The sequence below is a fragment of the Caldicellulosiruptor acetigenus genome (assembly GCF_026914305.1).
Lineage (GTDB): Bacteria > Bacillota > Thermoanaerobacteria > Caldicellulosiruptorales > Caldicellulosiruptoraceae > Caldicellulosiruptor > Caldicellulosiruptor acetigenus.
Genome location: NZ_CP113866.1, coordinates 2,608,264 through 2,630,523, shown reverse-complemented (window position 1 = coordinate 2,630,523; position 22,260 = coordinate 2,608,264). Strand labels below are relative to the sequence as shown.

Below are 22,260 nucleotides of genomic sequence, written 5' to 3'. Positions count from 1 at the left end.
ATATTTCTTTATACTTTTTTAAAAAATTTTGGGTTAAATATTAAGTAGAAAGGCTGATAAGAAAAGAGCAGATGATGCAAAAAAGAGACTCCTCCTTTTAGAATAGATTTTGGAAGGGGCGGCAATTAGCAAAGGGGTTTTATCCTTTGCCACTGCCCCTTTCTTTGTTGAGAACTTACGAACCGGCATTTTATTAGTCGGGTGCCGGTTACCGACAAAACTTGCTAATGAAAAATTTCTTTCTCTACTTTAAATTATGACTAAAACCTTATTTTAAATCGACAATATTTCATAATTAAAACCAATCAAATTGAGTTTACAAAATCCGAAACTGTTTTTAAAAATTTATAAACATATTCAACTTTTTCATCAATAAAATTTTTTAAATATTCCCATCGAATGTCTAAATACTGGTGAGCAAGAATATTACGTAATCTTGCAACTTCTGCAATGGATGTTGCAAGCTCAGTGTCTATTATATTGAGTTCAGAAAGCTTTAAGATCATCTCTCTGTAAGAGTCAGGTACTTGAATATCTGAGGTTGCAATAATAATTTTTGATATATCAATATACTTAATTTGTTTTGATACTCAAGCACTTTTATTCCTTCTCTCCTGTCTTATTTTAAAAATTTCTAAAAGATCTTCTCTAAAATCTTCTGCTTCCTGAGAAACTTCTAAGAAATAATTAATGAAAAATTGATTATCTCTTATTAGAATTTTCTTTCCTTTTATAGCTTCCCATGCAATGTCACAATTTGCTTTGTTTAATACAATCAAATCTACATTTTTCTTTAACAAATCTTCAAGTTCATTCCAAAGCTTAAAAACTCTTTTTTGCTCATATTTTGTGAAATAAACGGCTATATCTACGTCTGATTCTTTTATACTTATATTCTTCGCAACAGAACCAAACAGAAAAGCCATTAATACATCATCTTGCTTTTCAAAAAAGCTTCTCAAAATTTCCAAATAATCCAATTCATACACCTCTTATCCAATACTCAAAAATAATTATACCTTTTGGCTTTGTTTTTTGTGAATATGCTAAATAAACATAGTCACAACATACCACAGGGCCGGCACAAATATTGCAGGGAGAAGATTGCCAACTTTTATCTTTGAAACTCCAAGCATGTTGAGGCCTATTGCAAATATCAAAACTGACCCCACCATTGACATCTGAAGCACCACAGTGTCTGTCAAAAGAGGTTTCAAAAGCCCGGCAAGAAGTGTAATTGAACCCTGGTATAAAAGCACAGCAACGCTTGAAAACATAACGCCTATTCCCAGTGTTGCAGAAAATATCACAGAGGTCACACCATCTAATATTGACTTTGCAAAGAGAATACTAAAATTGCGGTTCAGCCCGTCTTCTAAGCTGCCTACAATTGCCATGGCTCCAACACAGAACACAAGGCTTGCCGTGACAAACCCTTCTGTAAATGTAGAATTTTCTGATTTTATCACCTTCGATATAGCCTTTTTTATTCTTTCGCCCAGCCTGTCCAAAAAATCTTCAATCCTCAATATTTCGCCTACAAGCCCGCCAATTACAAGCGAAAATATCATAAGCATTATGTACTGCCTGTCAATCTTACCACTATTTAAAACTTTGAATATGCCCTGCAGCACACCTGATGTTCCAATGAAGATGACAGATAGCGATATTGCCTGCATGATTGTAGATTTGAACCTTTCCGGGATACCAAACTTTAACACAAGCCCCAAAATCGAGCCTACAATCACAGCAGCAGCGTTTACAATGGTCCCAAGACCTATCATTGATGCCCTCTCCTTCTTGATAAAAATTTTTTGACTGGCAGATAGTTATGTTAGTATAATAATTATGAAAGTATAAATCATGATTTCTTGAATTTTACCAACCTCACAACTACAAAAAAACAAAAAATTATGTTTTTATAAGCTAATTGCCTTTTTGAGGATTTGTTCAAAAGTGCATTTTTGATTATTATATTACTTTCCAGAATTTTTTTCAAACAAAAGTTTAAGGAGTGATTGAGGGTGCAAATAACTCAAGAGCTTTTAAACCAGATTGCAGATAATATTCTTTCCATATTTCCGATGCTCACAAAAAATGTGCTCAAAAAAGACGAATTTACCGAAAAGTACGGACTTTCACCGCGTTTTATCCACATCCTGCACATTTTAGACGATTTTGGGCCAATGTCCATAAGCGAGATATCAAAAAGGCTTTCTATTCTTGCTCCGAACATGACGCCACTTATTGACAAGCTGATTTTACAAGGGTATGTCAAAAGAAGCCAGGATGAATCAGATAGAAGAGTATCTATTATTGAGATAACTCAAAAGGGAAAAGAGCTTACCCATCTTCACACCCAGTGGGTCAACCACAACTTGAAAAAGCATCTACAGAAGCTATCTGATGATGAGATTGAAGAGCTGTGGTATGTGCTAAAGAGGCTTAAAAAACTTGTCATAAAGATGATAGGCTCAAGCCCGCAAAAGGAGGAAGTGACTAAAGATGATAAAGCTTTTTAGGTATCTAAAACCGTATATGTGGGCGGTGGTATTAGCTCCGCTTTTTATGCTTTTAGAGGTTGTGATGGACCTCATGCAGCCAAGGTTTTTGGAAAGAATAATAGATGTTGGACTTAAAAACGGGGATATGGCATACATTTTCAAAACCGGGCTTTTGATGATTTTTGCAGCGTTTCTTGGGATGGTTGGTGGCGGCGGATGTGTTGTGTTTTCAAGCATTGCAAGCCAGAACTTTGCGTATGATTTGAGATGTGACCTTTTCAGAAAGGTTATGTCGTTTTCGTTTAAAAATGTTGACAGGTTCAGGCCAGAGACTCTCATCACAAGGCTTACAAACGATGTTATGCAAATGCAAAACGTTGTCATGATGATGCTGAGGATTGTTGTGCGAGCTCCACTTCTTTTCATTGGCGGGCTTGTGATGGCTCTTACCATAAACGTCAAACTTTCCTTGGTGTTATTTGTTTCAATACCCTTTGTCATCTTGATTTTCTATTTCATGATAAAAAAGAGCTTTCCCATGTTTTCAGTGCTGCAAAATAGAATTGACAGGGTAAACGCTGTTATGCGCGAAAACCTTTTAGGTAGCCGTGTTGTCAAGGCATTTGTAAGGCACGAACATGAGAAAAACAGATTTTATGATGCAAACCAGCAGCTTTTGCAAACGTCACTCAAAGCATTTGGGTTTGTGGTCATCTCAATGCCTCTTTTTGGACTTGTGATGAACATGGCGATGGTAGGTGTTGTGTGGTTTGGCGGATTTCAAGTAAAATATGGTGATATGGAAGTTGGTCAGCTCATGGCATTTATAAACTACACAATGCAGATTTTATTTTCCCTCATGATGATAGGAAATATATTCTTGTTCATCACAAGGGCAAGTGCATCTGCTGAAAGAATCAATGAGGTATTAGAGTGTGAGATTGATATAAAGAGTAAAGAGAATGCAGTCAAAAAGCCCATTGAGTTTGGCAAGGTAGAGTTTAGAAATGTCACGTTTTATTACAACGAAAATGAAGAAGGTCCCGCTCTTGAGAACATCTCATTTGTTGCAAACCCGGGCGAGGTTATTGGAATCATTGGCACAACAGGTGCTGGAAAGTCCACCTTGGTAAGTCTTATCCCGAGGCTTTACGATGCAACATATGGAGAGGTTTTGATAGACGATATAAATGTGAAAGACTACGACGTTGATGTTTTAAGAAAGAGCATCAGCATGGTTTTGCAGGAAACAATACTTTTCACAGGAAGCTTAAAAGAAAACATTGCATGGGGAAATGAAGAAGCCTCAATGGACGAGATAATACAAGCGGCAAGAGCTGCACAGGCGCACGATTTTATAATGAGCTTTGAAAAAGGGTATGACACAGACGTTTCTGAGCGGGGTGTGAACCTCTCTGGCGGGCAGAAACAGAGAATATCAATTGCAAGAGCTATTTTAAAAAAGCCGAAAATTTTGATTTTGGACGACTGTACATCTGCTGTTGACATGGCAACAGAAAAGAAAATTCAAGCAGCTTTGAAAGAGTATATTGAGGGCACAACCACCTTTATAATCGCCCAGAGGATATCTTCTATAAAGCATGCAGATAAGATTTTGGTCATGGACGCTGGCAAAGTTGTGGCAATGGGAACACATGAAGAGCTTTTGAAAACATGCCCCATTTACCAGGAAATTTACTATACTCAGATGGGAGAGGGGGACCAAAAAAGTGCCTGAAGAAAGAAATAAAGCTTCATCTTCTTTTCAGCCACCTGCGTTTGGACCAGGACCTGCACCGGGAAGAGGACCTGGTCACAGATTTTCTGCCAAAAGTGCAAAACCAAAGGATTTGAAAAATACATTCAGAAGGCTTTGGAAGTACTTTGAAGAATTTAAACTTTTGCTTTTTGGAATATTTTTGGTGATACTGGTTGGCTCTTTCATCCAGATAGTATCGCCTCTTTTGATAAAAAAAGCCATAGACCAGTACATCATCCCAAGAAGGCTTGAAGGGCTTTTTAAAATAATTTTGGCAATGATTATTCTGTATATCTTAAATTCAATCTTTGCTTATATCCAGGGCTATGGGATGATGATAGTCTCGCAAAGAGCAGTTTTCAAGATGCGAAACGACCTGTTTTCAAAGCTCCAGAAAATTCCTATAAAGATTTTTGACACCAGGGCACATGGAGATTTGATGTCGCGTCTTACAAACGACATAGATGTTGTCAGCAACACTTTGAGTGCAAGCTTAACATCGATATTTTCAAGCATTATCACCCTTGCGGGCTCTATTTTGGTTATGTTAAGTTTAAGTCCAGTTCTTACAATCCTTACCCTGCTTGTTGTTCCTTTGATGTTCGGTCTTACAAACCTGATTGCAACCAGGACAAGGAAGCTTTTTTCACAGAACCAGAAGCTTCTTGGAAGTTTGAACAGCGTGATTGAAGAAGACATCACAGGGCAGAAGGTCATCAAAGTATTCACAAGAGAGAAAAATGAGATTGAAAAATTCGAAAAGGTAAACAGAGAGCTTACACAGGTTGGGATAAGAGCGCAGATATTTTCAGGAATCATTCCGCCTCTTATGAACCTTTTGAACAACCTTGCGTTTATCATTGTTGCAGCATCGGGTGGTTTTTTGGCACTCAAAGGCTTTATCACGGTTGGTACAATTGCAAGTTTTATTCAGTATGCAAGGCAGTTTACAAGACCTTTAAACGAACTTGCCAACCAGTTCAATCAAATCCAGTCTGCTTTTGCCGCAGCAGAAAGAGTGTTTGAGATAATGGATGAGGAAGAAGAAAAGCATGCAGAGGATGAGACTGAGATAGATAGCTTAAAAGGTGAGGTGGAATTTAAAAACGTTTGGTTTTCATACAACAAAGGTCAGCCTGTTTTGAAAGATATTAGCTTTCATGTAAAGCCGGGGCAGATGGTAGCACTGGTAGGTCCCACAGGCAGTGGCAAGACAACAATTGTCAATTTACTTACCCGATTTTATGATATCGACAGTGGCCAAATACTGATTGATGGTATCGACATTCGAAAAATCAGTAGAGAATCTTTGAGGAAAAACCTTGGTATTGTGCTTCAGGACACATATCTTTTTTCTGAACCTGTAAAAGAGAATATCCGGTATGGTAAACTTTCTGCAACAGATGATGAGGTGATAATGGCTGCCAAGACTGCCAATGCTCATGAGTTTATAAGACATCTTCCACACGGGTATGACACAGTACTCACAGATGGAGGAGCAGACCTTAGCCAAGGCCAGAGACAGCTTTTGGCTTTAGCCAGGGCAATCTTATCTGACCCGGCAATACTCATCTTGGATGAGGCAACAAGTAACATCGATACGAGAACAGAAAAGCTTGTGCAAGAGGCAATGCTAAAGCTCATGCAGGGAAGAACAAGTTTTGTGATAGCCCACAGACTTTCCACCATCAGAAATGCAGACCTCATCCTTGTCATATACAACGGCAGAATTATTGAACAGGGAACTCATGAAGAGCTTTTAGCAAGGAAAGGATTCTATTACAACCTCTATATGAGCCAGTTTGCAGTGGTGTAAAAGTGCAAGGGAAGAAAATTTGAAAAGTTGTATGTTTTTTTTGAGCACAATCTTGCCATTTTAGAAAGTATTAAGGTATAATGAAAGCGGTTAAGAAATAGGAAATGAATAAATATTGAGGTTATATCCATCAAAGGCAGGGGTAAAAATATATTAAACATTCGAGGGGGACTGGAGGCATTTAATTTATGTTTTCAAAGCTTTGTCTTTCGAAATGTTTCAACAAAGGTTTTAAAGCTGCCCTTGCGTTTTTTATCTTGAACATAGCTTATTTAGCAGGGGTAATCTACTTAGTATTTTTTAGAGGACCACTTTTTGAAAAGTATAAACTTATTGTTGCTATTTTTACAACTGCAGTAGTTATAGCAGACAGCTTATATTTATTTTACGTGCTCTACAAACTCTTGCAAGAAAAATATAAGCTTAAAATGTTTTTGCACAAGACAGCTGCTGAGTGTGATGTTCTCAAAAGAAAACTTTTTGAGATAACAAAAAAGGAGTATAAAAAGTTTCCAAATGGAAAAAAGACAAAGATAGTTGAGATTGCATATTTTGACATGATTACAGGGCTTCCAAACAAACTCCAGCTTGAGATATTCTTTGATAAATTGAGAAAAGATGTGCCTTCATATTTTAATGAAATAGCAGTTGTTGTAGTGGATATAGAAAACTTATCAGAATTTGAAATGGTGAATTTTTATTCGCTTTCTAATGTAATATTAAAAGATATTGGATACAAGCTAAAAAATGGGCTTCCTGAGAAGAGCTTTGTTGCCAAAATAGAGGAAAACAAATTTGCGATACTCTTTTATGATTACGGTTGTAGGGATTTGCTTTTGCAGTACATAAAGGTCATAGAGGAAATCATAGATGGCAGATGGTATCTTGTTGGTGAGGAGCTTGAACTGAAGAGTATTATAGGAGTTGCTTTTTATCCTAATGATGGTAACAGTATCCATGAGGTTTTAAAATCTGCTACAAAAGCGCTTGAGAAGGCGAGAATAAAGGATGATAAGAAGGTACATTTTACAAGCGAAGAAGAGAACTCAAAATTTTCCATCTGCATTTCGGTGGCAAAAGAACTCAAAAAGGCTGTGCTCAAAAAGAACTTTTTGCTTGTGTACCAACCATTGGTTGATTTGAAGAAGCACAAAGTTGCGGGGGCAGAAGTGTTTTTAAGATGGATAAACCCACAAAAAGGGATAGTCTCTGCGAAGGAATTTATATCGATTGCCCAGAAAGAAGGTATGATTCCTGAGATTGAAGAATGGGTGTTAGATACAGTTGCAGAGGATATGGAAGATTTTGAGAAGACGTGTACAGAGGATTTTTTTATCTCATTAAATGTGTCGTTTTTAGACTCTTATGTGGTTGAACGCATTTTTTCGAACAAGGTTTTTACCTACTGTGACAAGTATAATGATATGATGGTATTTGAGATAAGTCAGCAGGATATTGACACAAATCTTTCTGAGTGTTTAAAAGTTGCTGAAGAGGTTAAACAAAAAGGTTTTAGGATAATTGTAGATGACTGGTGCAGCGATAATATATCTATTGATACTATAAGATATTTCCCTGTTGATGCAGTGAAGGTTGATAACAGATGTATAGAAAATGCGGTTTTTGACAAAAGTGTAGGAACGATAGTAAAAGGAGTCGTTGATATAGCTCATGCTTTGAAGATAAAAGTAATTGCTGAAGGTGTGGAAACACCATTTCATTACAAGATTGCAAAAGATCTTGGCTGTGACCTTGCTCAAGGTTTTCTATTCTCAAAACCACTTTTTAGAAGTGAGTTTTTAGAGTTTTATAGAAGACATGAAAATCAGTTAATGGTTTTGTAAAATGATCTAAATTGCCAGTATTGAGTGCAACTGATTAGTTTTGGAGATTATTCTTTTGTTGATTCAGGTATTTTTTAGAAATATCACAATTTACATAGAGATTTAGATAGATTTTTTAAATCGAACGTTCGCTCAAAAAATTTTTGTATCATTCGGAAGTTGTGATATAATTATTTTCAATAAATATTTAATATTAAAAGTATCCCATGTTCTTTTGTTTTTCTGGAGGTGTCTTTTTTGCAAAAGATTGGTAAATCAGAACGGCTCATTTTTATAACAAGCACACTTGTGCAAAATCCTATGAAGCTTTTTAGTCTCACTTTTTTTTGTGAAAAGCTGAGCTGTGCAAAATCCACCTTGAGTGAGGATATAGATTTGATATCACAAATATTCGAGCAGACAGGACAGGGCAGGCTTGAGACAGTTAGCGGGGCTGCCGGTGGAGTTTATTACATCCCTGTTATGAAAAAAGAGGATGAGATAGAATTTTTAAACTTTCTGAAAAATGAGCTGCAAAATCCCGAAAGAATCGTGTCAGGCGGGTTTGTATATATAAACGACATTGTCTTTAATCCAGAGGTTATAAAAAAAGCTGCGAGAATATTTGTGAGGTTATTTTTAGAAAAAGAAATAGACTACATTGCCACTGTTGAGGCAAAAGGTATTGCGCTTGCATCGTATGTTGCCCAGTATTTCAACAAACCACTTGTTGTTGCACGAAACTCAAGCAAGTTCACAGAAGGTTCAACTGTCAATATTTCGTACATCTCAGGCACAACAGGCAAGATTGAAACAATGACAATGGCAAAGAAAGCTATTAAAAAAGGTGCAAAGGTTTTGTTCATAGACGATTTCATGCGCGGCGGTGGAACAGTGCGAGGCATGAAAGACCTTCTTTCTGAGTTTGAATCAAGCTTGGTTGGAGTTGGAGTGCTCATTGCAACAAAAGATAAAAAGTCTGTGGATGTGGATTACAAAAGCCTCTTAGTTCTTGAGGAACTTAATGCCGAAAATAAGAAAATCACCTTTTCTATCAACCCTCAGGTTATTTCATAAAAATTAAACAAAATGCACCAAATAGAAAGAAAATTTTGTTAAAAATGCTAAAGGGAAAGATTAAAAAGTGGAGAATTATATAAAATAACAACACTAAATTTTAACATGGAGGATGGACTTATGCAGGTGACAGATGTTAGGATTAGAAAGATTACAAATGAAGGAAGAATGAAGGCTATTGTGTCGGTGACCTTTGACAACTGTTTTGTTGTTCATGACATCAAGATTATCGAGGGGCAAAACGGGCTTTTCATTGCTATGCCAAGCCGCAAAACGCCTGAGGGCGAATTTAAAGATATTGCTCATCCAATAAACCAGGAGACGCGAGACATGGTTCAAAAAGCTGTGATTGAGAAGTATGAAGCTGTTATCTCAGCAGGAGAATAAAATGAAAGAAAGAATCAAAAGGAAGAAAAAGGGACTTTAGGCAATAGATTAGCTCCTAAAGCCCCTTTTGTTTTTATGGTATTGTAATGAGATTTACACCTGGAAGCAGATTAACTGTGGTTCTTTTTTCCTGACCATTTGGCAAAAGGGTAATTAAGGTAAAACCTTTTATCTCAGAGTAGTTTTTATTGTCTACAACAAGGGTTGTTGAGTCAAGCGGCGTTATTTGCACATTTTTCAATGCAACCTCATAGTCGATAAACTCTTTTACTGTTGGTACCCACAGAAGTTTTTTGCTCATGAGGTTTGAGACTAATCTGAGACTTTTATCAAACTGCGGCGAGATATACACGTTTTTGTTCTTTACAACAAAAAGCCTATTTTTCTGCATAGGATGTGCAAAGTAGTCGTGGATGATACACACTCCGTTTTCATTTATAAGTTTGTCAAGTTGATTTTGAGTGAGCATCTTTGGAAGATTTCTGTATCTTACCGAGTTCCACTGGTAAAGCGAGTCACCTTCTCCAAAGTTGTAGTTCTTGAAAAAAATCTGCGGATGCCAAGTGACTTTGTCAGGCTGAAGCATGTTGAGCGAGTCTATCTTTACGTCAAGGTACGACCAGCAGTATTTGTACCCGTGTTTCAAAAAAAGGTCAAACGAATAGTTTTTGCTACCTTTGATAGCACCTTCGCTCTTTAAAGCTGCACTTCGTGTGCCGTCAGATAGACTGTGGTCAATCCAGTCATCAAGCTTTAAATAGCTTGTATCTTCCAGTGCTTTTTTGATAAGCTGCACAGTGTTTTCTTGAGCAACTGGCGATGCTGTGTGCAACACAACCTCTATTTTCTTTTGAGCCAAAAACTCTATGAGCTTTTTGTATTCTGGATTGTCAAATCCAGGTATTCCCTTTACTGATTTGTAGAAGAATCCCCATGTTATTGGTATTTTATATCCTACAAATCCCTTTTTCATATAAGAAGGGTCTTTAGTATCTGTTGTGCCAAACATCATAGCTTTTATAATTGATATCATATTTGAGTCAGAGTGATGAGAAAAGATTAAAATAGCTTTTGTGGCGTTTGGTGACCTTGATTTTATCGAATATGTGTAATTCTCAGGAAAGATGGAATACACATATGTCTTTTCGAATCCTCTTCTGAACAGCTGTGTTGTGGTGTATATATGTTCTTTGTTTTTTCCAATTACAAAATACTTTATATCATCAGAATTTGAAAGAAACATAAACACATTTGCCTTATTTTTCAGGTTATATGTTTCGATTGAATCATAATTGTTTGCATAACCTATGGCACAGTTTTCAAGCTTTAAATAAAAATCTGAAAGAGAGTCTGTAACATACATAGGTTTTGTGAATTTTTCGAGTTTGTAATCTCTTTTCAGAATAAAAAGGGGTCTTGACTCAAATTCAACTAAGGAGTATTCTTTGAAAATTTGATGGTCTTCTTTTGCTTTTAAAGTCTCTTCAACATTTATGACATCCTGTGAGGAAGATACAAATATTTTTCTGGTAAACTTTTGGAAACCATTTTCAAAATCCTGCTGAATATAGTTGTTGTAAACCTGAACGTTTTTCAGCAAGAAGGTGTACTTTGAGGGTTTTACAAGGGTTATCTTGAAATTTTCAAACTCACAGCTTATAAGATTGCGGCTTGTCTGAGAAATCTCAAAGCTTATAAACTTACTATCAACCGGGACAGAAAAAGAGGTTTTAAATGTTCCCTTGCCAGAAGTTAGTTTTATCTTTTCAGGTAGTAGAAGTATTTTTGTTTTGTTTTCAGAAAAAATAGAGATTTCTACATTGATGGTCTCATCGTCTTTGAGCTGGGGCGTTCTTTTAAATTCGAAGTTGTAGCTAAAGGCAATCTGAGCAGATTGATATTCATCTTTGAGGGCAATATACGGTGATGTTATTTTATAAAAGACGTCAAACGTATGAAAGTTGAGCTTTAAAGTATTATTTTTACCGTCTGACAAAAATAAAAGGTCTGAAGGTTCACTTTTTTCAAACCTCCAGTTAACTACTCCATTTTCAATAAACGGCAGCAGAATTGTTTGGGTCTCTTCCTTTTTTGCTGGAGATTCATCTAAAAGTTCTGGTGGCAATATCTTGGCAACAACTTGACTGCCTTTCAAAATCTCAACATAGTTTCCTTTTGGCTTTACAGAAAATAGATGCTTTTCTGGTGCGCTTTGCGTTGCTTGTACCCTGCCGAAAGAAAATAAGTTTATGAAAAAGACAAATGTTATCAAAACTGCAACAAGGTTTTTCTTCATGTCTTCTATTCTATCTTCTCCTTCCTGCTTTTTGTTCTTTTGTAGTCCTGAATATTAATTATATTGCGATAAAAAGAAAGATTCAATTAAAATTACTTAATATTTTCCTTTTGAAGCCTTGAAATCTCTGAGACAAATACAAACTTTATATTTTCTTTTTCAGCCCTTTGAATGGCCTGCTTGAATGCTTCAATTGTTGTGATACCACCATCAAGCCCAAGGTGACCTATTGCCACTGCAAATCCTTTCTTCTTTGCTATGTTAAAAAGAAGATTGAACTTGTCTTGTATTGGTTTTAGCTCATTTCTTGAATCAACTACAATGTCTGGGATGACTACTTGAAGTCCCATCTGCTTTCCTATTTTTGCAAAGAGTGACTCTGAGGAAAAGGTAGAGTCTACTATAAACAAATTATTTTCTTTTGCAATGGTAGAAAGCTTTTTTACTATTCTTTCATTTTTGCAGACAAGTGTACCAAGATGAATACTCAGTCCCTTGCTATTTGCTACATTTGCCAGGGCATCTTTGAAAATTTTTTCAATCTCATCATCTGGTGTTGCATTCATAATACTTCGTGGGCAAAGCCAAACAGTACTTCCCTCTTCAGGTTCCATTGAAAGATGAAGCATAACTTCCTTTCCTTTTTCATGGCACATGAGAGATATCTTGTTGGAAAAAGGCAAAAAGGGAATGATGGCAATGTCAAACGGCACATTTATACTCAAAAGCTTTTGTACTTCTTCCTCGTCCATTCCAGCATCTTCAAAAATGATAGCAATATACGATGATACTTGGCTGGCAGCTTCTTTTATTTTGGGTTTTGGATTGTAAAAAAGATACACTAAAAGCAGTACCATGCAGCACAAAAGAGCAAGAAAGGGTATAAAGAACTTGCTTAGCTTTGTTTTTTCTATTATCACAAGAACATATCTTTTAAATCTCATTTGCTTTTTTAAAAATCAAAAATCCAGCCTCTCAATAAATAACTTATTCGGATATTGCTTTTTGTATGCAAGTTTAAAAGAAATAGAATTATTTAAGGTTTTTCAAAAAGCGCTCAAAGTTCTCAGTGGACAGTACCTTGTATTCTCTGTTATATCTAACTTTATTATATTCTTCAACAAGCTTGTTCACAACATCAGCGTTTAAAAGCTCACCTTTTGAGATGGTCTTTCCCATCTCAATTGGGGTGTAAGAACTTTTGAGCACATAATTTTTCCTGTGATGGAAATATTCCATTGTGAGTTTGAAGATGATTCGAAGTCGCAGGTTTAAATCGTTTATTTTCTCAAAGCTTACTCTTTTTGTTCTGGCATTTTTTAATTTTTGATGAGGGGATTTTTTTGCAAAGATAAATGTCTTCACATCTGTGTAGTTTTGCCCTCTTTCTTCAATCTGAAGATTACCAGCAATGCTATTCAAAAAGAGCAAAAAGTTTGCCATCATCTGTTTCAATATGTTTACAAAAATCCCAAAAGTCTTGTATAACAAAAATCCCAAAATTGACAGTGCAAGGACATAACCAATAAAGTCAAGGATTTGAGAGAGCAAGCTCTTTTTTGCTGGTCTCATATTTTTGAGAAATTCTTCTAATCCATTTCCGGTATTTGTCTGTGGTTTTGTTGTGGCAAACAAAGAGTTTAAAAAGTCGAGGATTTTCTTTATCACTTTGAGCACAAACTTTACCACTTCCACAATAAATGCAACAATGTATGGTGCAAGCCCCTTGAACTTGAAAAGAAGAAGAAGCATCACGATAAACCCAATGCTCAAGAATAGGTTAATATAACTTATACTGTTTGATATGCTATTTTTTCTTCTATATCTTCTGCTCAGCAGATTTTCCAAGTTAACCCTGTTTATGAGATAAACACTTGTCACCAAAAATATTATTGAATAGGTAGTGTATTGGCTTGTAATATTTCTTGGGATGTTCATAAAACTTGAAACTGCTCCCACGATTATTATAGCCCAAAGACCTGCTAAGATTGCTCCCAGTGAGAGCGAGACCTGCTCTTTTTCGAATATCAAATATGAGTGTATATAAAGTCCCATGCAAAAAACTTGACCGAGAAACATTTCAAAAAAACCATAGGGCTTTAACACAATTAATGCAAAACCTTGGGGAACTACTATTATAAACAGGATATTTAAAATCTTTTCCCACATTCCCTGGCTTTTTGCGCGAATAAGATGTGGTATTAGCAAGAACAAAATGTCCATGACCACAAATGCCAAAAAAATATTGGATACGTCCACTGGAGCAACCATGGAAGAAAACATAATAAATATTGGAAAGACAAGGCTTGTTATTGCAAAAAGGTATATATATTTTGTGATAAACTGGTTGACTTTCTCCATATTTTTCACTCCAATTGAGGATTAGCTATTAATATAGTACCAAAAAATGATAAGAACTTTCAAAAAATTTTTTAGCTTTAAAAACTTAAAGCAATTTTGAGATAGAATGAGAAAATATAAGAATAAAGAAGAAAAATTAACAATAATCAATTATTATAAACTAAAATGAACTTTGACATTCCATGAAAGTATAGAATAGAATATTGCCATAAATTTCAAGGTAGTAGATGGTACATAAAAAAATAGTATCCACTACTTATATGATAACCCAGATTTCAGTATCATTAAATAACCGGATATAATTTGGCGCAACTGCTCCATTAAAAAACTTGATAGGGTATATAATAACTATCAGAAAAATATAGAGCATAAGTAGCAAAATGGCTGATGATGCCTTTGAATTTAAATGTTGATGGAGAAAGCCTATAAAATTCTGGAGGTAATAAAATTGAAAAAGAGAACAAGCAGATTTTATTTTGTAATAGTTTTACTGGTATATTTAATTTTTAGTGTTGTTATAATTATATCTCTTACCAATAAAGCAAATAAGTTAGAAGTGTTCAAGACAAATTACAATGCCAAAATACCCAATATCTTCTTTGCTGAATATTCGCACAAGCTCTCTGATGCAAAGGATATCCTAAAGCATCTTGTAGAGGACCAAAATGTTGATTTTTCGTACTTGAGAGGAAGAACAGAAGAATATTTTTTAAACAATACATTGACAATGTCAATTGCAAAAGAACCTGATATCTTTGAAGAAAAGGATATTGGCAGGATAATGGATGAAAGGTATGAGCTTGTTGTTAATGTAAGAGATTTTTTAAAAAAGATAAACGAAAAGATAATTGCGCGCAAAGACAGAAACCTTGCTCTGCAAATTAAACCCGATATCGAAAAGATAATATTTTTGCTTGACACTTTGAATGAAGATTTGCAGTCATTCAGAGATTCTAATACAAAAAAGGTATATAAGGAGTATGAAAAGGAGCTTTTGGAGTATTTTAAAAAGGTTGAGAAGAAAATTTTGCAATAAAGTCAAGGGTAAATTGTACTAATATAAATCAATTCAAGGCTGCCTCGATATGGTAGCTTTTTTTATTATCTCTTGAAACATTAGATTATTTTTAAACACCTAAAAATTTTAAATTTTTTCAAAAAGAAAGAAGGATTTTAGCAATTAATGTCGAAATATAATAATCAATGCAAATTGATGCTAATGTTAAAGAAAAAGGTGGGATATTTACATGAGAGCAAAATTTATCTTTGAAGTATCTGAAAAACAAGGACAGGTTCATGAACTTCCTATCTATTACAGAGCCATTTTTATGAGTTTTTTAAAAAGAGCACTATCACTTTACAATCAAGAATATTTCAACAGGCTTTACTGGTGGGAAGATAAAAAGAATAAATGGCAAAAGCCTTTTGTCTTTGCAGTAAATCTTCCCAATATGAACTTTCAAGATGATACCGTTTCTTTCAGAGGAGATATTTTGCTTAATCTTTCCACATCTGACTATGAGTTTTTTGTAAACATGTACAACAGCTTACTCAACAATCGTCTCTATCCATACCCTTTAACAGATAGCTGCAAGATTGCGCTTAAGCGAACGTATTTGCTAAGAGAGCCAGAAAAGTTTGACTCAAAAATGACCTTCAAAACGTTTGCTCCAATTTTGATTGAAAAAAAAGAAGGCAACAAAAAAGTGCCAGTTTTGCCTTTTGATGAAGAGTTTGAAGAAGTCTTCAACGATGTTATTGACTTTGAGATTAGAAATATTCGTCTTTTGCGAGGGCAAAACAGAGAACTGCAAAAGAGGTTAACTTTCAGGCCAATAAATGTACAAAAGACTGTTGTAAAACACAGAATATCAGATTTTGTTGAAACTACAGGCAAAGACATAATGTTTTTGACAGGATTTTCTGGTTTGTTTGAACTATCAGGAGACCCGGAGGATTTAAAAGAATTGTATCAAAATGGGATAGGATTTAGAAGAGGACAGGGATTTGGGTTTGTTGAGGTGGCAAAATAAGCAAGATAGCAAAGGGGAATATTTGGAGATGGTAGAGAGGGTATATTTAGGAGATTGGGCTTATAATGCAGGAATTATTGGTTTTATTGAGATTATGCTGGATGGAGAGGATATAGCTTCTCAAAATATCATAACAGTCGGGCCAAACTACATAGAGTTTAATAGAAATAGTTTGCAAGGGTTTTCTGATAAGTTTTTCAAAAAAGCTTACCAGAGGTATCCACGAACAGATGAGTTGATTGATTTAGGCAATAAATTATTGCAAAAGCTGAAAGATAATGAATTTGATAAAAATTTAAAACAAGAGGTAAGCAATTTTAAAAAAAGAGTGGATGGTTTTTCAAAATTAAAACAATTAGCAGACACACAGAATATAGCTTTGCCAAGAAATTTTAGCAAGGATGATGCCGAGCAATATGTTACTCAAATAATTGGATTGTTAAATGAGAACAAACAAGAGTTTATTGAAAATGACGTCAAAACGTACTTAGCAACCATAAGCTCCATTTATGGGCAAAAGAGTTTTTTGCAACGCAGTGTTACCACTGGATTGAAAAACAGGTTTTATAACGATTTTGAAGCTCCTATAATCCAAAGAACAAATAAACAGGACAAACATCACACCTGCATCTTTTGTGGGTTAAGACCTGCTAAAAAGGATGCTTTATTAGACACTGGGCTTGTAAGCTTTCTGGGTGCTAATAAAGACAATAAGAATTTTTTCTGGAATTTCAAGCCGCAGCTGCCCATTTGTGAGATTTGTGAATTGATATATTTTTGCATATTTGCAGGATTGACCGAATTTAGAATAGGACAAACCAAAAAGTTTTATTTTGTAGATAGGAATACCTCTATGTTGGAGCTCTATCAGACAAATAAGCTATTTATGGAAATGATGTCAAGAGAAGAGAACATATTAAAAGAAAAAGGGATTTTGAATTTTCTCAATGATTATCTGCTTTTGAAGCTAAGGGAAGAGAGCAAATTTAGCTTGGCCAATATTTTGTTCATTGAGATAGATTTAACAACTGTTGCACCAAAGCTTTATGGATTTAATATTTCTAAACAGAAGGCAGAATTTATAACCTCAAACTATGATGTGTTTGAAAAAATTACAGGAAATTATATTAGGATAAATGACAATACTATATATCCTTTTGGAGGATTTATGCAAAGATTTTTGAATAACACATTGAGTTTTCAGTTTTTATCATTCTTGGAAGGGCAATATTTGAGTTCCCAAAAACCAAATTCCAAAATAAATACAAATCTTTCTCCTTATAGACTCCAAATGTATAACATCCTTACGTATAAATATCTAAAAAGTATAAAAAGAGGTGGAGAGTTAATGGATGAAAAATGGTTGTGGAAAATGTATTTCTTTGGCCAGGAACTAAAGAAAAAGTTCTTAGCCTCAAAAGCTGAAAACAAAATAACCAGCCTTGCTTACAGACTAATTTCGGCACTCAGAATAGGCGACGTAAATACATTTATGAATCTGATTATTAGAACCTATATGAGCTATAACATGGAAGTTCCTGCTTTGTTTGTGTCGTGTATAAATGACAGAGACAATTTTTGTGCACTGGGGTACAGCTTTGTAAATGGACTGCTTGGAAGCGAAAAAGATGAAAAAGTAGAAAATAGTGAGGAGGTTGTTGATAATGAATAAAAATGCAGGAATTACAATTACAGTTGTGTTTGAAGCAATGAGCTTAAACTATGGAGAAAGTTTGGGGAACATCTCTGAGCTTAAAAAACTTACAAGAGAAAATAAGATATACACCTACATGTCACGACAGGCTTTAAGATTTGAAAAGTACAAATTTATGTTAGAAAATGCAGGTATTAAGGAAACCCCAGTAACAGGGGATGAGCAGGTAGTTCAATTTAAAAAAGAAGCAACAATTGCTGAGTATCCGGAGATAGATTTGTTTGGTTACATGAAAACTTCAGGGCAAGGTCAAAATGCACAAACACGAACAGCGGTTGTGAAAATTACTCCAGCCGTTTCTTTGGAAGAGTACAAAAACGACATAGAGTTTGCAACAAACTTAAATTTAGCAAAAAGAGCAAATACTAATCCAAATCCATACCAGCTTGAACAGCACAAATCCTTATATACCTATACAGTGGCAATTGACTTAGACAGACTGGGCAAGGATTTTAATGAAAAAGGAGAAGTGGTTGAAGAGATACCAGTTGATGAAAAACTTAAGAGGCTTTATAGCTTATTTGATGCAATAAAGTTTTTGAGCAGAGAAATTAAGGGTAGAAGAGAAAATTTAAGCCCGCTTTTTGCAATAGGTGGTCTTTATCCAATAAAAAATCCGTTTTTCTTAAATAGAATTAGAATTATAAAAGAAAATTCAGCCTATGCAATTGACCCAAGGCTGCTTCATAGCACATGTGAGCTGACACTACCAAATGGCAAGAAGGTCTTTGATTACACTCTATTAGGAATATTAGAAGGCTTTTTTGCAAATGAAGAAGAGCTCAAAAAGCTTCTGCCAGCTTCAAGCGGCACAATTGATTACTTCTTTGAAAATTTGAAAGAAAGAGCAAGAAAATATTACGAAGAGGGGACAGTTTAAAGATGCTCAATAACCTTCTAAAAATTAAGATTTATCAGCCTTTTGCAAACTTCAGAAAACCATTTTCATATGGAATAATAGACTCTTATCCTCTACCACCACCATCTACCGTGAAGGGGTGGCTTCACAATATTTTGGGTGCAAGAGATGGAAAATATTACAAAATGGCAGTATCCATATGTGGAAAGTTCAACTCTGTTGTTTATGATATTCAAAGGATAATAAAGTTTGATAGACTAAGGGGAGAAGATGACACTGCTCCTGTTGTAAATGAGGTTTCTGCAAGAGTGGTAAATGGCGTTATATATGTGACAAACCTTGTTGATGTTCAGCTGTGTATTCATGTAAATGCTGAAAAGGATGTTTTAGAAAAAATATATGAAAATATCTTTGACTCTTACTGGGGTTTGGGCCGAAAAGAGGATTTGATGAGAATAGACGAAGTAAAATTTTTTGAGCCAAGTAAAGTAGAGTACAAAAAATATATAAAGAAAAGACCACCAGAGATAGGAATGTATTTGAAAAGCTCAACTGCTGAGAAACTTATGATTGATGGAATCAGGTTCAGACTCAACAATAGATATGAAAAGACCAAAGATGGTTTGAGGATATTTACTCACAAAAAAGATGTAGTTTTTATTGAAACATTAGAACAGTTAAATCCAATGGCAATGGTTGACCAAGAGGTTATGGTAGATGATGAGAATATAATCATTGATTTAATAGGTGATGAGGAGTATGAAAATTGATAGTTACAAGGATATAGAACTTTATGCCAAGAAATTTAAAAGTGACAAAGGAAGTGAATATCAAACCATATATCAACACACGATGGATTTGTTAAATAACATGGAAAAGCTGTTTGAAGAATATAAGGAAGAGATTGAAGAAGGTTGTAAAAGGCTGCAAATAGACTATCAGAAGCTCAAGTATCTTCTAAGATTAGCGATAATATATCACGATTTGGGCAAGGCAAATTCGAAATTTCAGCAAAAAATAAGGGATAAGACAAAAGTGCATGAGGTACCTCAAGTTAAGGGTTTGTCTAAGGAGGTGCCTCATAACTTTATATCTATAGTTTTTGTCAATTTGGAAGATGAAATTGAAAAAGGTAATATTACCTGTGAAGATTTTCAAAATTTACTTTTTGCAATTGCATTTTCGCATGACAGAGATTTTGATGTTAATTTCCAATATTTCAATAAATACATCTGTGAGGACGTTTCAAAGTATATAGAGAATCAAACGCTAAAACCTCTGTTTGAGTTACTTCCTTCAGTCCCTGACAGGGATAAAGTAGTGGAAAGTTCGAATTATACATATAGGGTAATTAATCAATTAAGAGAATTGATGTTCAAAGACTCATATGACCTTTCGGACAAAAAGGTGATTTTTAGAATTTTTTTAAAAGGGCTTTTGCACAGGATTGACCATTCAAGTTCTGCAGGAATCAGTGCAGAAGAGGCAAAGATTAATAATTTCCCTGAAAAGGTTGAAGTTTATTTGAAGAGCAAGTGCAGTTTTACCGGATTTAAAGATTTTCAGAGAAAGGCGATGGAGCTTTCTGAAAAAAACGTAATTTTATTTGCTCCAACTGGCAGTGGGAAGACAGAGTTTGGGCTAAACTGGGCATTCAAAAGTAAGCTCATTTACACTCTTCCAATTCGTGTTTCTATCAATGCAATGTATGAGAGATTAGCAAAAATCTTTGGCGAGGATAAGGTTGGGATTTTGCACTCAGATAGTATGATATATTTACTTGAAAAATATTTGAATTTGGAGCGCGAAAATCAAGAGTTAGAAGCTCTGTTTGATAGCGTTGATCTTGCTAAGAATTTAAGTCTTCCAATAATTGTTACAACAGGAGACCAGATTTTTACATCAGCTTTGAAGTGGCCGGGATTTGAAAAGATTTATTCATTATTCTTATACTCAAAGATTGTAATAGATGAACCGCAGAGCTACTCTCCAGAGTCTTTGGCAATTATAATAAAGACCTTAGAAGAAATCATAAATTTAAATGGAAAGTTTTGCTTAATGAGTGCAACAATTAACCCGCTTATCCTAAAACACCTTGGAGAGTGGGCTGAGTATTTGCAAGCATATTCAGATGAAGAACTGAAAAAGAGATATTCTCATATTATTGCAATCAAAGAACTTTCAATTTTAGACTGCGTAGACGAAATAGTTGAACATGCAAAACAAAAAAATGTGCTTGTTATATGCAATACTGTAAAAAGGTCACAGGAAGTTTACCAAGTTATAAAGGAAAATCTAAAAAGGTTTGGAGAGATTCCTGTTGAACTTTTGCATTCAAGGTTTTTAGAGGGACAAAAGAGGCAAAAAGAGCAAATTGTTATCTCAAATCACAGAAAAAACGGTATTGTAATATCAACTCAGCTTGTGGAAGCTTCACTTGACATAGATTATGATATCTTGTTTACAGAACTTGCATCGGCAGATTCGCTACTTCAGCGAATGGGAAGGGTATATAGAAAAAGACCATATAATGAGCTATGCCCGAATGTTATCATTTTGACCAAAGACCCAAGTGGAATCGGAAAAGTTTATCAGAGAGAGATTGTCGACAGGACAGAAGAGTTTCTGAAAAAATTTGATGAAAATAAAATTACAGAATATGACAAGAAAGAGCTAAATGAATATGTATACGATATTGATGCACTCTCAAGTACCAATTTTATAAGTAAATTCAAAAAGGCATATGAACTTTTAGAACTTGGCTTCAGAGCAGATAGAAAAATTGAAGCACAAAAGATCTTCAGAGATGTTGTTACAATTTCTGGCATACCGAGAGAAATATTTGATAAAAATATCGAAGAAATAAATGAAGCTCTTAAAAAAATAAATTCAAGGTCTATAAGGTCTATAGAAAAATTGAAATTAATTTCCTCCATCAGAAAATATACCGTTACAGCCCCGGCATACTTCTTTGCCAAAGGCGGAGCAAGTTGTTATAACAAAGATTTAGGGATCTATATACTTGATTGCGAATATGATGACCAATTAGGTTTGATACCACCAAAAGGATTAGAACAATCTGATATATGGTAAATAAGTGAGTGAGAGAAAAATGGAAGATATACAAGAATTTTCTGAAGTCAAATTTCAAGGCATAAAAATCAACTACCTTTACATCTGCAAAAGAAAACTCTGGCTATTTAGCAAAAACATAACTTTTGAAAGTACATCAGACAAAGTTCTTCTGGGCAAAGTTTTACATGAGTATTCGTATCCAAAAGAAAACACAAAAGAAGTCTTGATTGACAACCTTGTCATGATAGATATTTTATCAGACGGCAGCATCAGAGAAGTAAAATATAGCAGTAAAATGAAAGAAGCTGATATAATGCAGGTTGTGTACTATCTTTACTATCTCAAGCAAAAAGGAATTCAAAAGCAAGGAATAATCAATTATCCGAAAGAGAAAAGAAAAGAGGTGCTGGAGCTGACCCCTGAGTACAAAGAAAAGGTAAAGCAAGCTTTAAAAGAGATAGAAGAAATTACAACAAAGCCCATTCCACCACCTGCGCAAAAACAAAAGATTTGCAAGTCGTGCGCGTACTTTGAGTTTTGCTGGGGGTAAAATAGT

19 protein-coding genes are annotated in these 22,260 nt (G+C 34.9%); 13 read left to right on the top strand and 6 right to left on the bottom strand.

What is annotated here, in order from left to right; genetic code table 11:
• Positions 1-305 precede the first annotated feature (305 nt).
• The 3 genes from hepT to OTK01_RS12710 are packed head-to-tail and all read right to left on the bottom strand — an operon-like array spanning position 306 to position 1,784.
• The gene (gene hepT / locus OTK01_RS12720) at positions 306-563 is read right to left on the bottom strand and encodes a type VII toxin-antitoxin system HepT family RNase toxin (RefSeq protein WP_269011807.1); all 258 of its coding nucleotides are present in this window, start codon (positions 561-563) and stop codon (positions 306-308) included.
• 27 nt (positions 564-590) lie between these two features.
• Positions 591-989 (bottom strand): type VII toxin-antitoxin system MntA family adenylyltransferase antitoxin, encoded by a 399-nt coding sequence (mntA, locus tag OTK01_RS12715; protein ID WP_232841685.1) that lies wholly within the window; start codon positions 987-989, stop codon positions 591-593.
• A 57-nt stretch (positions 990-1,046) separates the two neighbouring features.
• The gene (locus tag OTK01_RS12710) at positions 1,047-1,784 is read right to left on the bottom strand and encodes a DUF554 domain-containing protein (protein ID WP_029228490.1); all 738 of its coding nucleotides are present in this window, start codon (positions 1,782-1,784) and stop codon (positions 1,047-1,049) included.
• 240 nt (positions 1,785-2,024) lie between these two features.
• On the opposite strand from OTK01_RS12710, the gene OTK01_RS12705 reads away from it, so the two are divergent.
• The 6 genes from OTK01_RS12705 (at position 2,025) to spoVG (ending at position 9,366) form a co-directional block, all read left to right on the top strand.
• A complete protein-coding gene (locus tag OTK01_RS12705; RefSeq protein WP_029228489.1) occupies positions 2,025-2,522 on the top strand; it encodes a MarR family winged helix-turn-helix transcriptional regulator in 498 nt (165 codons plus the stop codon).
• Positions 2,506-4,242 carry an ABC transporter ATP-binding protein gene (locus tag OTK01_RS12700; RefSeq protein WP_029228488.1) on the top strand — a complete coding sequence of 579 codons (1,737 nt, stop codon included), beginning with the start codon at positions 2,506-2,508 and terminating at the stop codon, positions 4,240-4,242. The genes OTK01_RS12705 and OTK01_RS12700 overlap by 17 nt, the downstream gene beginning before the upstream one ends.
• Before the next feature lie 112 nt (positions 4,243-4,354).
• On the top strand, positions 4,355-6,079 hold the full coding sequence (locus tag OTK01_RS12695) for an ABC transporter ATP-binding protein (protein ID WP_416352874.1): 1,725 nt from the start codon (positions 4,355-4,357) through the stop codon (positions 6,077-6,079).
• Positions 6,080-6,267: 188 nt separating this feature from the next.
• Positions 6,268-7,923, top strand: coding sequence for a GGDEF domain-containing phosphodiesterase (locus OTK01_RS12690; RefSeq protein WP_029228486.1), 1,656 nt, complete (start codon positions 6,268-6,270; stop codon positions 7,921-7,923).
• A gap of 237 nt (positions 7,924-8,160) precedes the next feature.
• Positions 8,161-8,979 carry a pur operon repressor gene (gene purR, locus OTK01_RS12685; protein WP_029228485.1) on the top strand — a complete coding sequence of 273 codons (819 nt, stop codon included), beginning with the start codon at positions 8,161-8,163 and terminating at the stop codon, positions 8,977-8,979.
• A 120-nt stretch (positions 8,980-9,099) separates the two neighbouring features.
• Positions 9,100-9,366, top strand: coding sequence for a septation regulator SpoVG (gene spoVG / locus OTK01_RS12680; RefSeq protein WP_013404331.1), 267 nt, complete (start codon positions 9,100-9,102; stop codon positions 9,364-9,366).
• A 73-nt stretch (positions 9,367-9,439) separates the two neighbouring features.
• Here spoVG and OTK01_RS12675 read toward each other — a convergent pair whose 3' ends face one another.
• From OTK01_RS12675 to OTK01_RS12665, 3 genes are all read right to left on the bottom strand, one after another.
• Complete coding sequence (locus tag OTK01_RS12675; RefSeq protein WP_029228484.1) at positions 9,440-11,662, bottom strand: hypothetical protein; 2,223 nt, start codon at positions 11,660-11,662, stop codon at positions 9,440-9,442.
• 92 nt (positions 11,663-11,754) lie between these two features.
• Positions 11,755-12,606, bottom strand: coding sequence for a divergent polysaccharide deacetylase family protein (locus OTK01_RS12670; protein WP_029228483.1), 852 nt, complete (start codon positions 12,604-12,606; stop codon positions 11,755-11,757).
• Between the two features lie 88 nt (positions 12,607-12,694).
• Positions 12,695-14,023 (bottom strand): hypothetical protein, encoded by a 1,329-nt coding sequence (locus OTK01_RS12665; protein WP_029228482.1) that lies wholly within the window; start codon positions 14,021-14,023, stop codon positions 12,695-12,697.
• Positions 14,024-14,471: 448 nt separating this feature from the next.
• Here OTK01_RS12665 and OTK01_RS12660 point away from each other — a divergent pair, with 448 nt between their 5' ends.
• The 7 genes from OTK01_RS12660 to cas4 all read left to right on the top strand — a co-directional run bounded on the left by OTK01_RS12660 (position 14,472) and on the right by cas4 (position 22,254).
• Complete coding sequence (locus tag OTK01_RS12660; protein ID WP_029228481.1) at positions 14,472-15,059, top strand: hypothetical protein; 588 nt, start codon at positions 14,472-14,474, stop codon at positions 15,057-15,059.
• Positions 15,060-15,270: 211 nt separating this feature from the next.
• A complete protein-coding gene (cas6, locus tag OTK01_RS12655) occupies positions 15,271-16,056 on the top strand; it encodes a CRISPR-associated endoribonuclease Cas6 (RefSeq protein ID WP_029228480.1) in 786 nt (261 codons plus the stop codon).
• A 28-nt stretch (positions 16,057-16,084) separates the two neighbouring features.
• Positions 16,085-17,728 (top strand): type I-B CRISPR-associated protein Cas8b1/Cst1, encoded by a 1,644-nt coding sequence (gene cas8a1 / locus OTK01_RS12650; protein ID WP_029228479.1) that lies wholly within the window; start codon positions 16,085-16,087, stop codon positions 17,726-17,728.
• A complete protein-coding gene (cas7i, locus tag OTK01_RS12645) occupies positions 17,721-18,650 on the top strand; it encodes a type I-B CRISPR-associated protein Cas7/Cst2/DevR (RefSeq protein ID WP_029228478.1) in 930 nt (309 codons plus the stop codon). The genes cas8a1 and cas7i overlap by 8 nt, the downstream gene beginning before the upstream one ends.
• Before the next feature lie 2 nt (positions 18,651-18,652).
• Entirely contained in the window at positions 18,653-19,399 is a 747-nt protein-coding gene (gene cas5b / locus OTK01_RS12640; protein WP_029228477.1) for a type I-B CRISPR-associated protein Cas5b, read from the top strand.
• Positions 19,389-21,722, top strand: coding sequence for a CRISPR-associated helicase/endonuclease Cas3 (locus OTK01_RS12635; protein ID WP_029228476.1), 2,334 nt, complete (start codon positions 19,389-19,391; stop codon positions 21,720-21,722). Before cas5b ends, OTK01_RS12635 begins: the two co-directional genes overlap by 11 nt.
• A 19-nt stretch (positions 21,723-21,741) precedes the next feature.
• Positions 21,742-22,254 carry a CRISPR-associated protein Cas4 gene (gene cas4, locus OTK01_RS12630; RefSeq protein WP_029228475.1) on the top strand — a complete coding sequence of 171 codons (513 nt, stop codon included), beginning with the start codon at positions 21,742-21,744 and terminating at the stop codon, positions 22,252-22,254.
• Positions 22,255-22,260 lie beyond the last annotated feature (6 nt).

Bases quoted from the DNA above. Each gene is read 5' to 3' on its own strand.
- OTK01_RS12710 (WP_029228490.1), bottom strand. From the start codon at position 1,784: ATGATAGGTCTTGGGACCATTGTAAACGCTGCTGCTGTGATTGTAGGC.
- OTK01_RS12700 (WP_029228488.1), top strand. From the start codon at position 2,506: ATGATAAAGCTTTTTAGGTATCTAAAACCGTATATGTGGGCGGTGGTA.
- OTK01_RS12690 (WP_029228486.1), top strand. From the start codon at position 6,268: ATGTTTTCAAAGCTTTGTCTTTCGAAATGTTTCAACAAAGGTTTTAAA.
- spoVG (WP_013404331.1), top strand. From the start codon at position 9,100: ATGCAGGTGACAGATGTTAGGATTAGAAAGATTACAAATGAAGGAAGA.
- OTK01_RS12675 (WP_029228484.1), bottom strand. From the start codon at position 11,662: ATGAAGAAAAACCTTGTTGCAGTTTTGATAACATTTGTCTTTTTCATA.
- OTK01_RS12670 (WP_029228483.1), bottom strand. From the start codon at position 12,606: ATGAGATTTAAAAGATATGTTCTTGTGATAATAGAAAAAACAAAGCTA.
- OTK01_RS12665 (WP_029228482.1), bottom strand. From the start codon at position 14,023: ATGGAGAAAGTCAACCAGTTTATCACAAAATATATATACCTTTTTGCA.
- cas6 (WP_029228480.1), top strand. From the start codon at position 15,271: ATGAGAGCAAAATTTATCTTTGAAGTATCTGAAAAACAAGGACAGGTT.
- cas8a1 (WP_029228479.1), top strand. From the start codon at position 16,085: ATGGTAGAGAGGGTATATTTAGGAGATTGGGCTTATAATGCAGGAATT.
- cas7i (WP_029228478.1), top strand. From the start codon at position 17,721: ATGAATAAAAATGCAGGAATTACAATTACAGTTGTGTTTGAAGCAATG.
- cas5b (WP_029228477.1), top strand. From the start codon at position 18,653: ATGCTCAATAACCTTCTAAAAATTAAGATTTATCAGCCTTTTGCAAAC.
- OTK01_RS12635 (WP_029228476.1), top strand. From the start codon at position 19,389: ATGAAAATTGATAGTTACAAGGATATAGAACTTTATGCCAAGAAATTT.
- cas4 (WP_029228475.1), top strand. From the start codon at position 21,742: ATGGAAGATATACAAGAATTTTCTGAAGTCAAATTTCAAGGCATAAAA.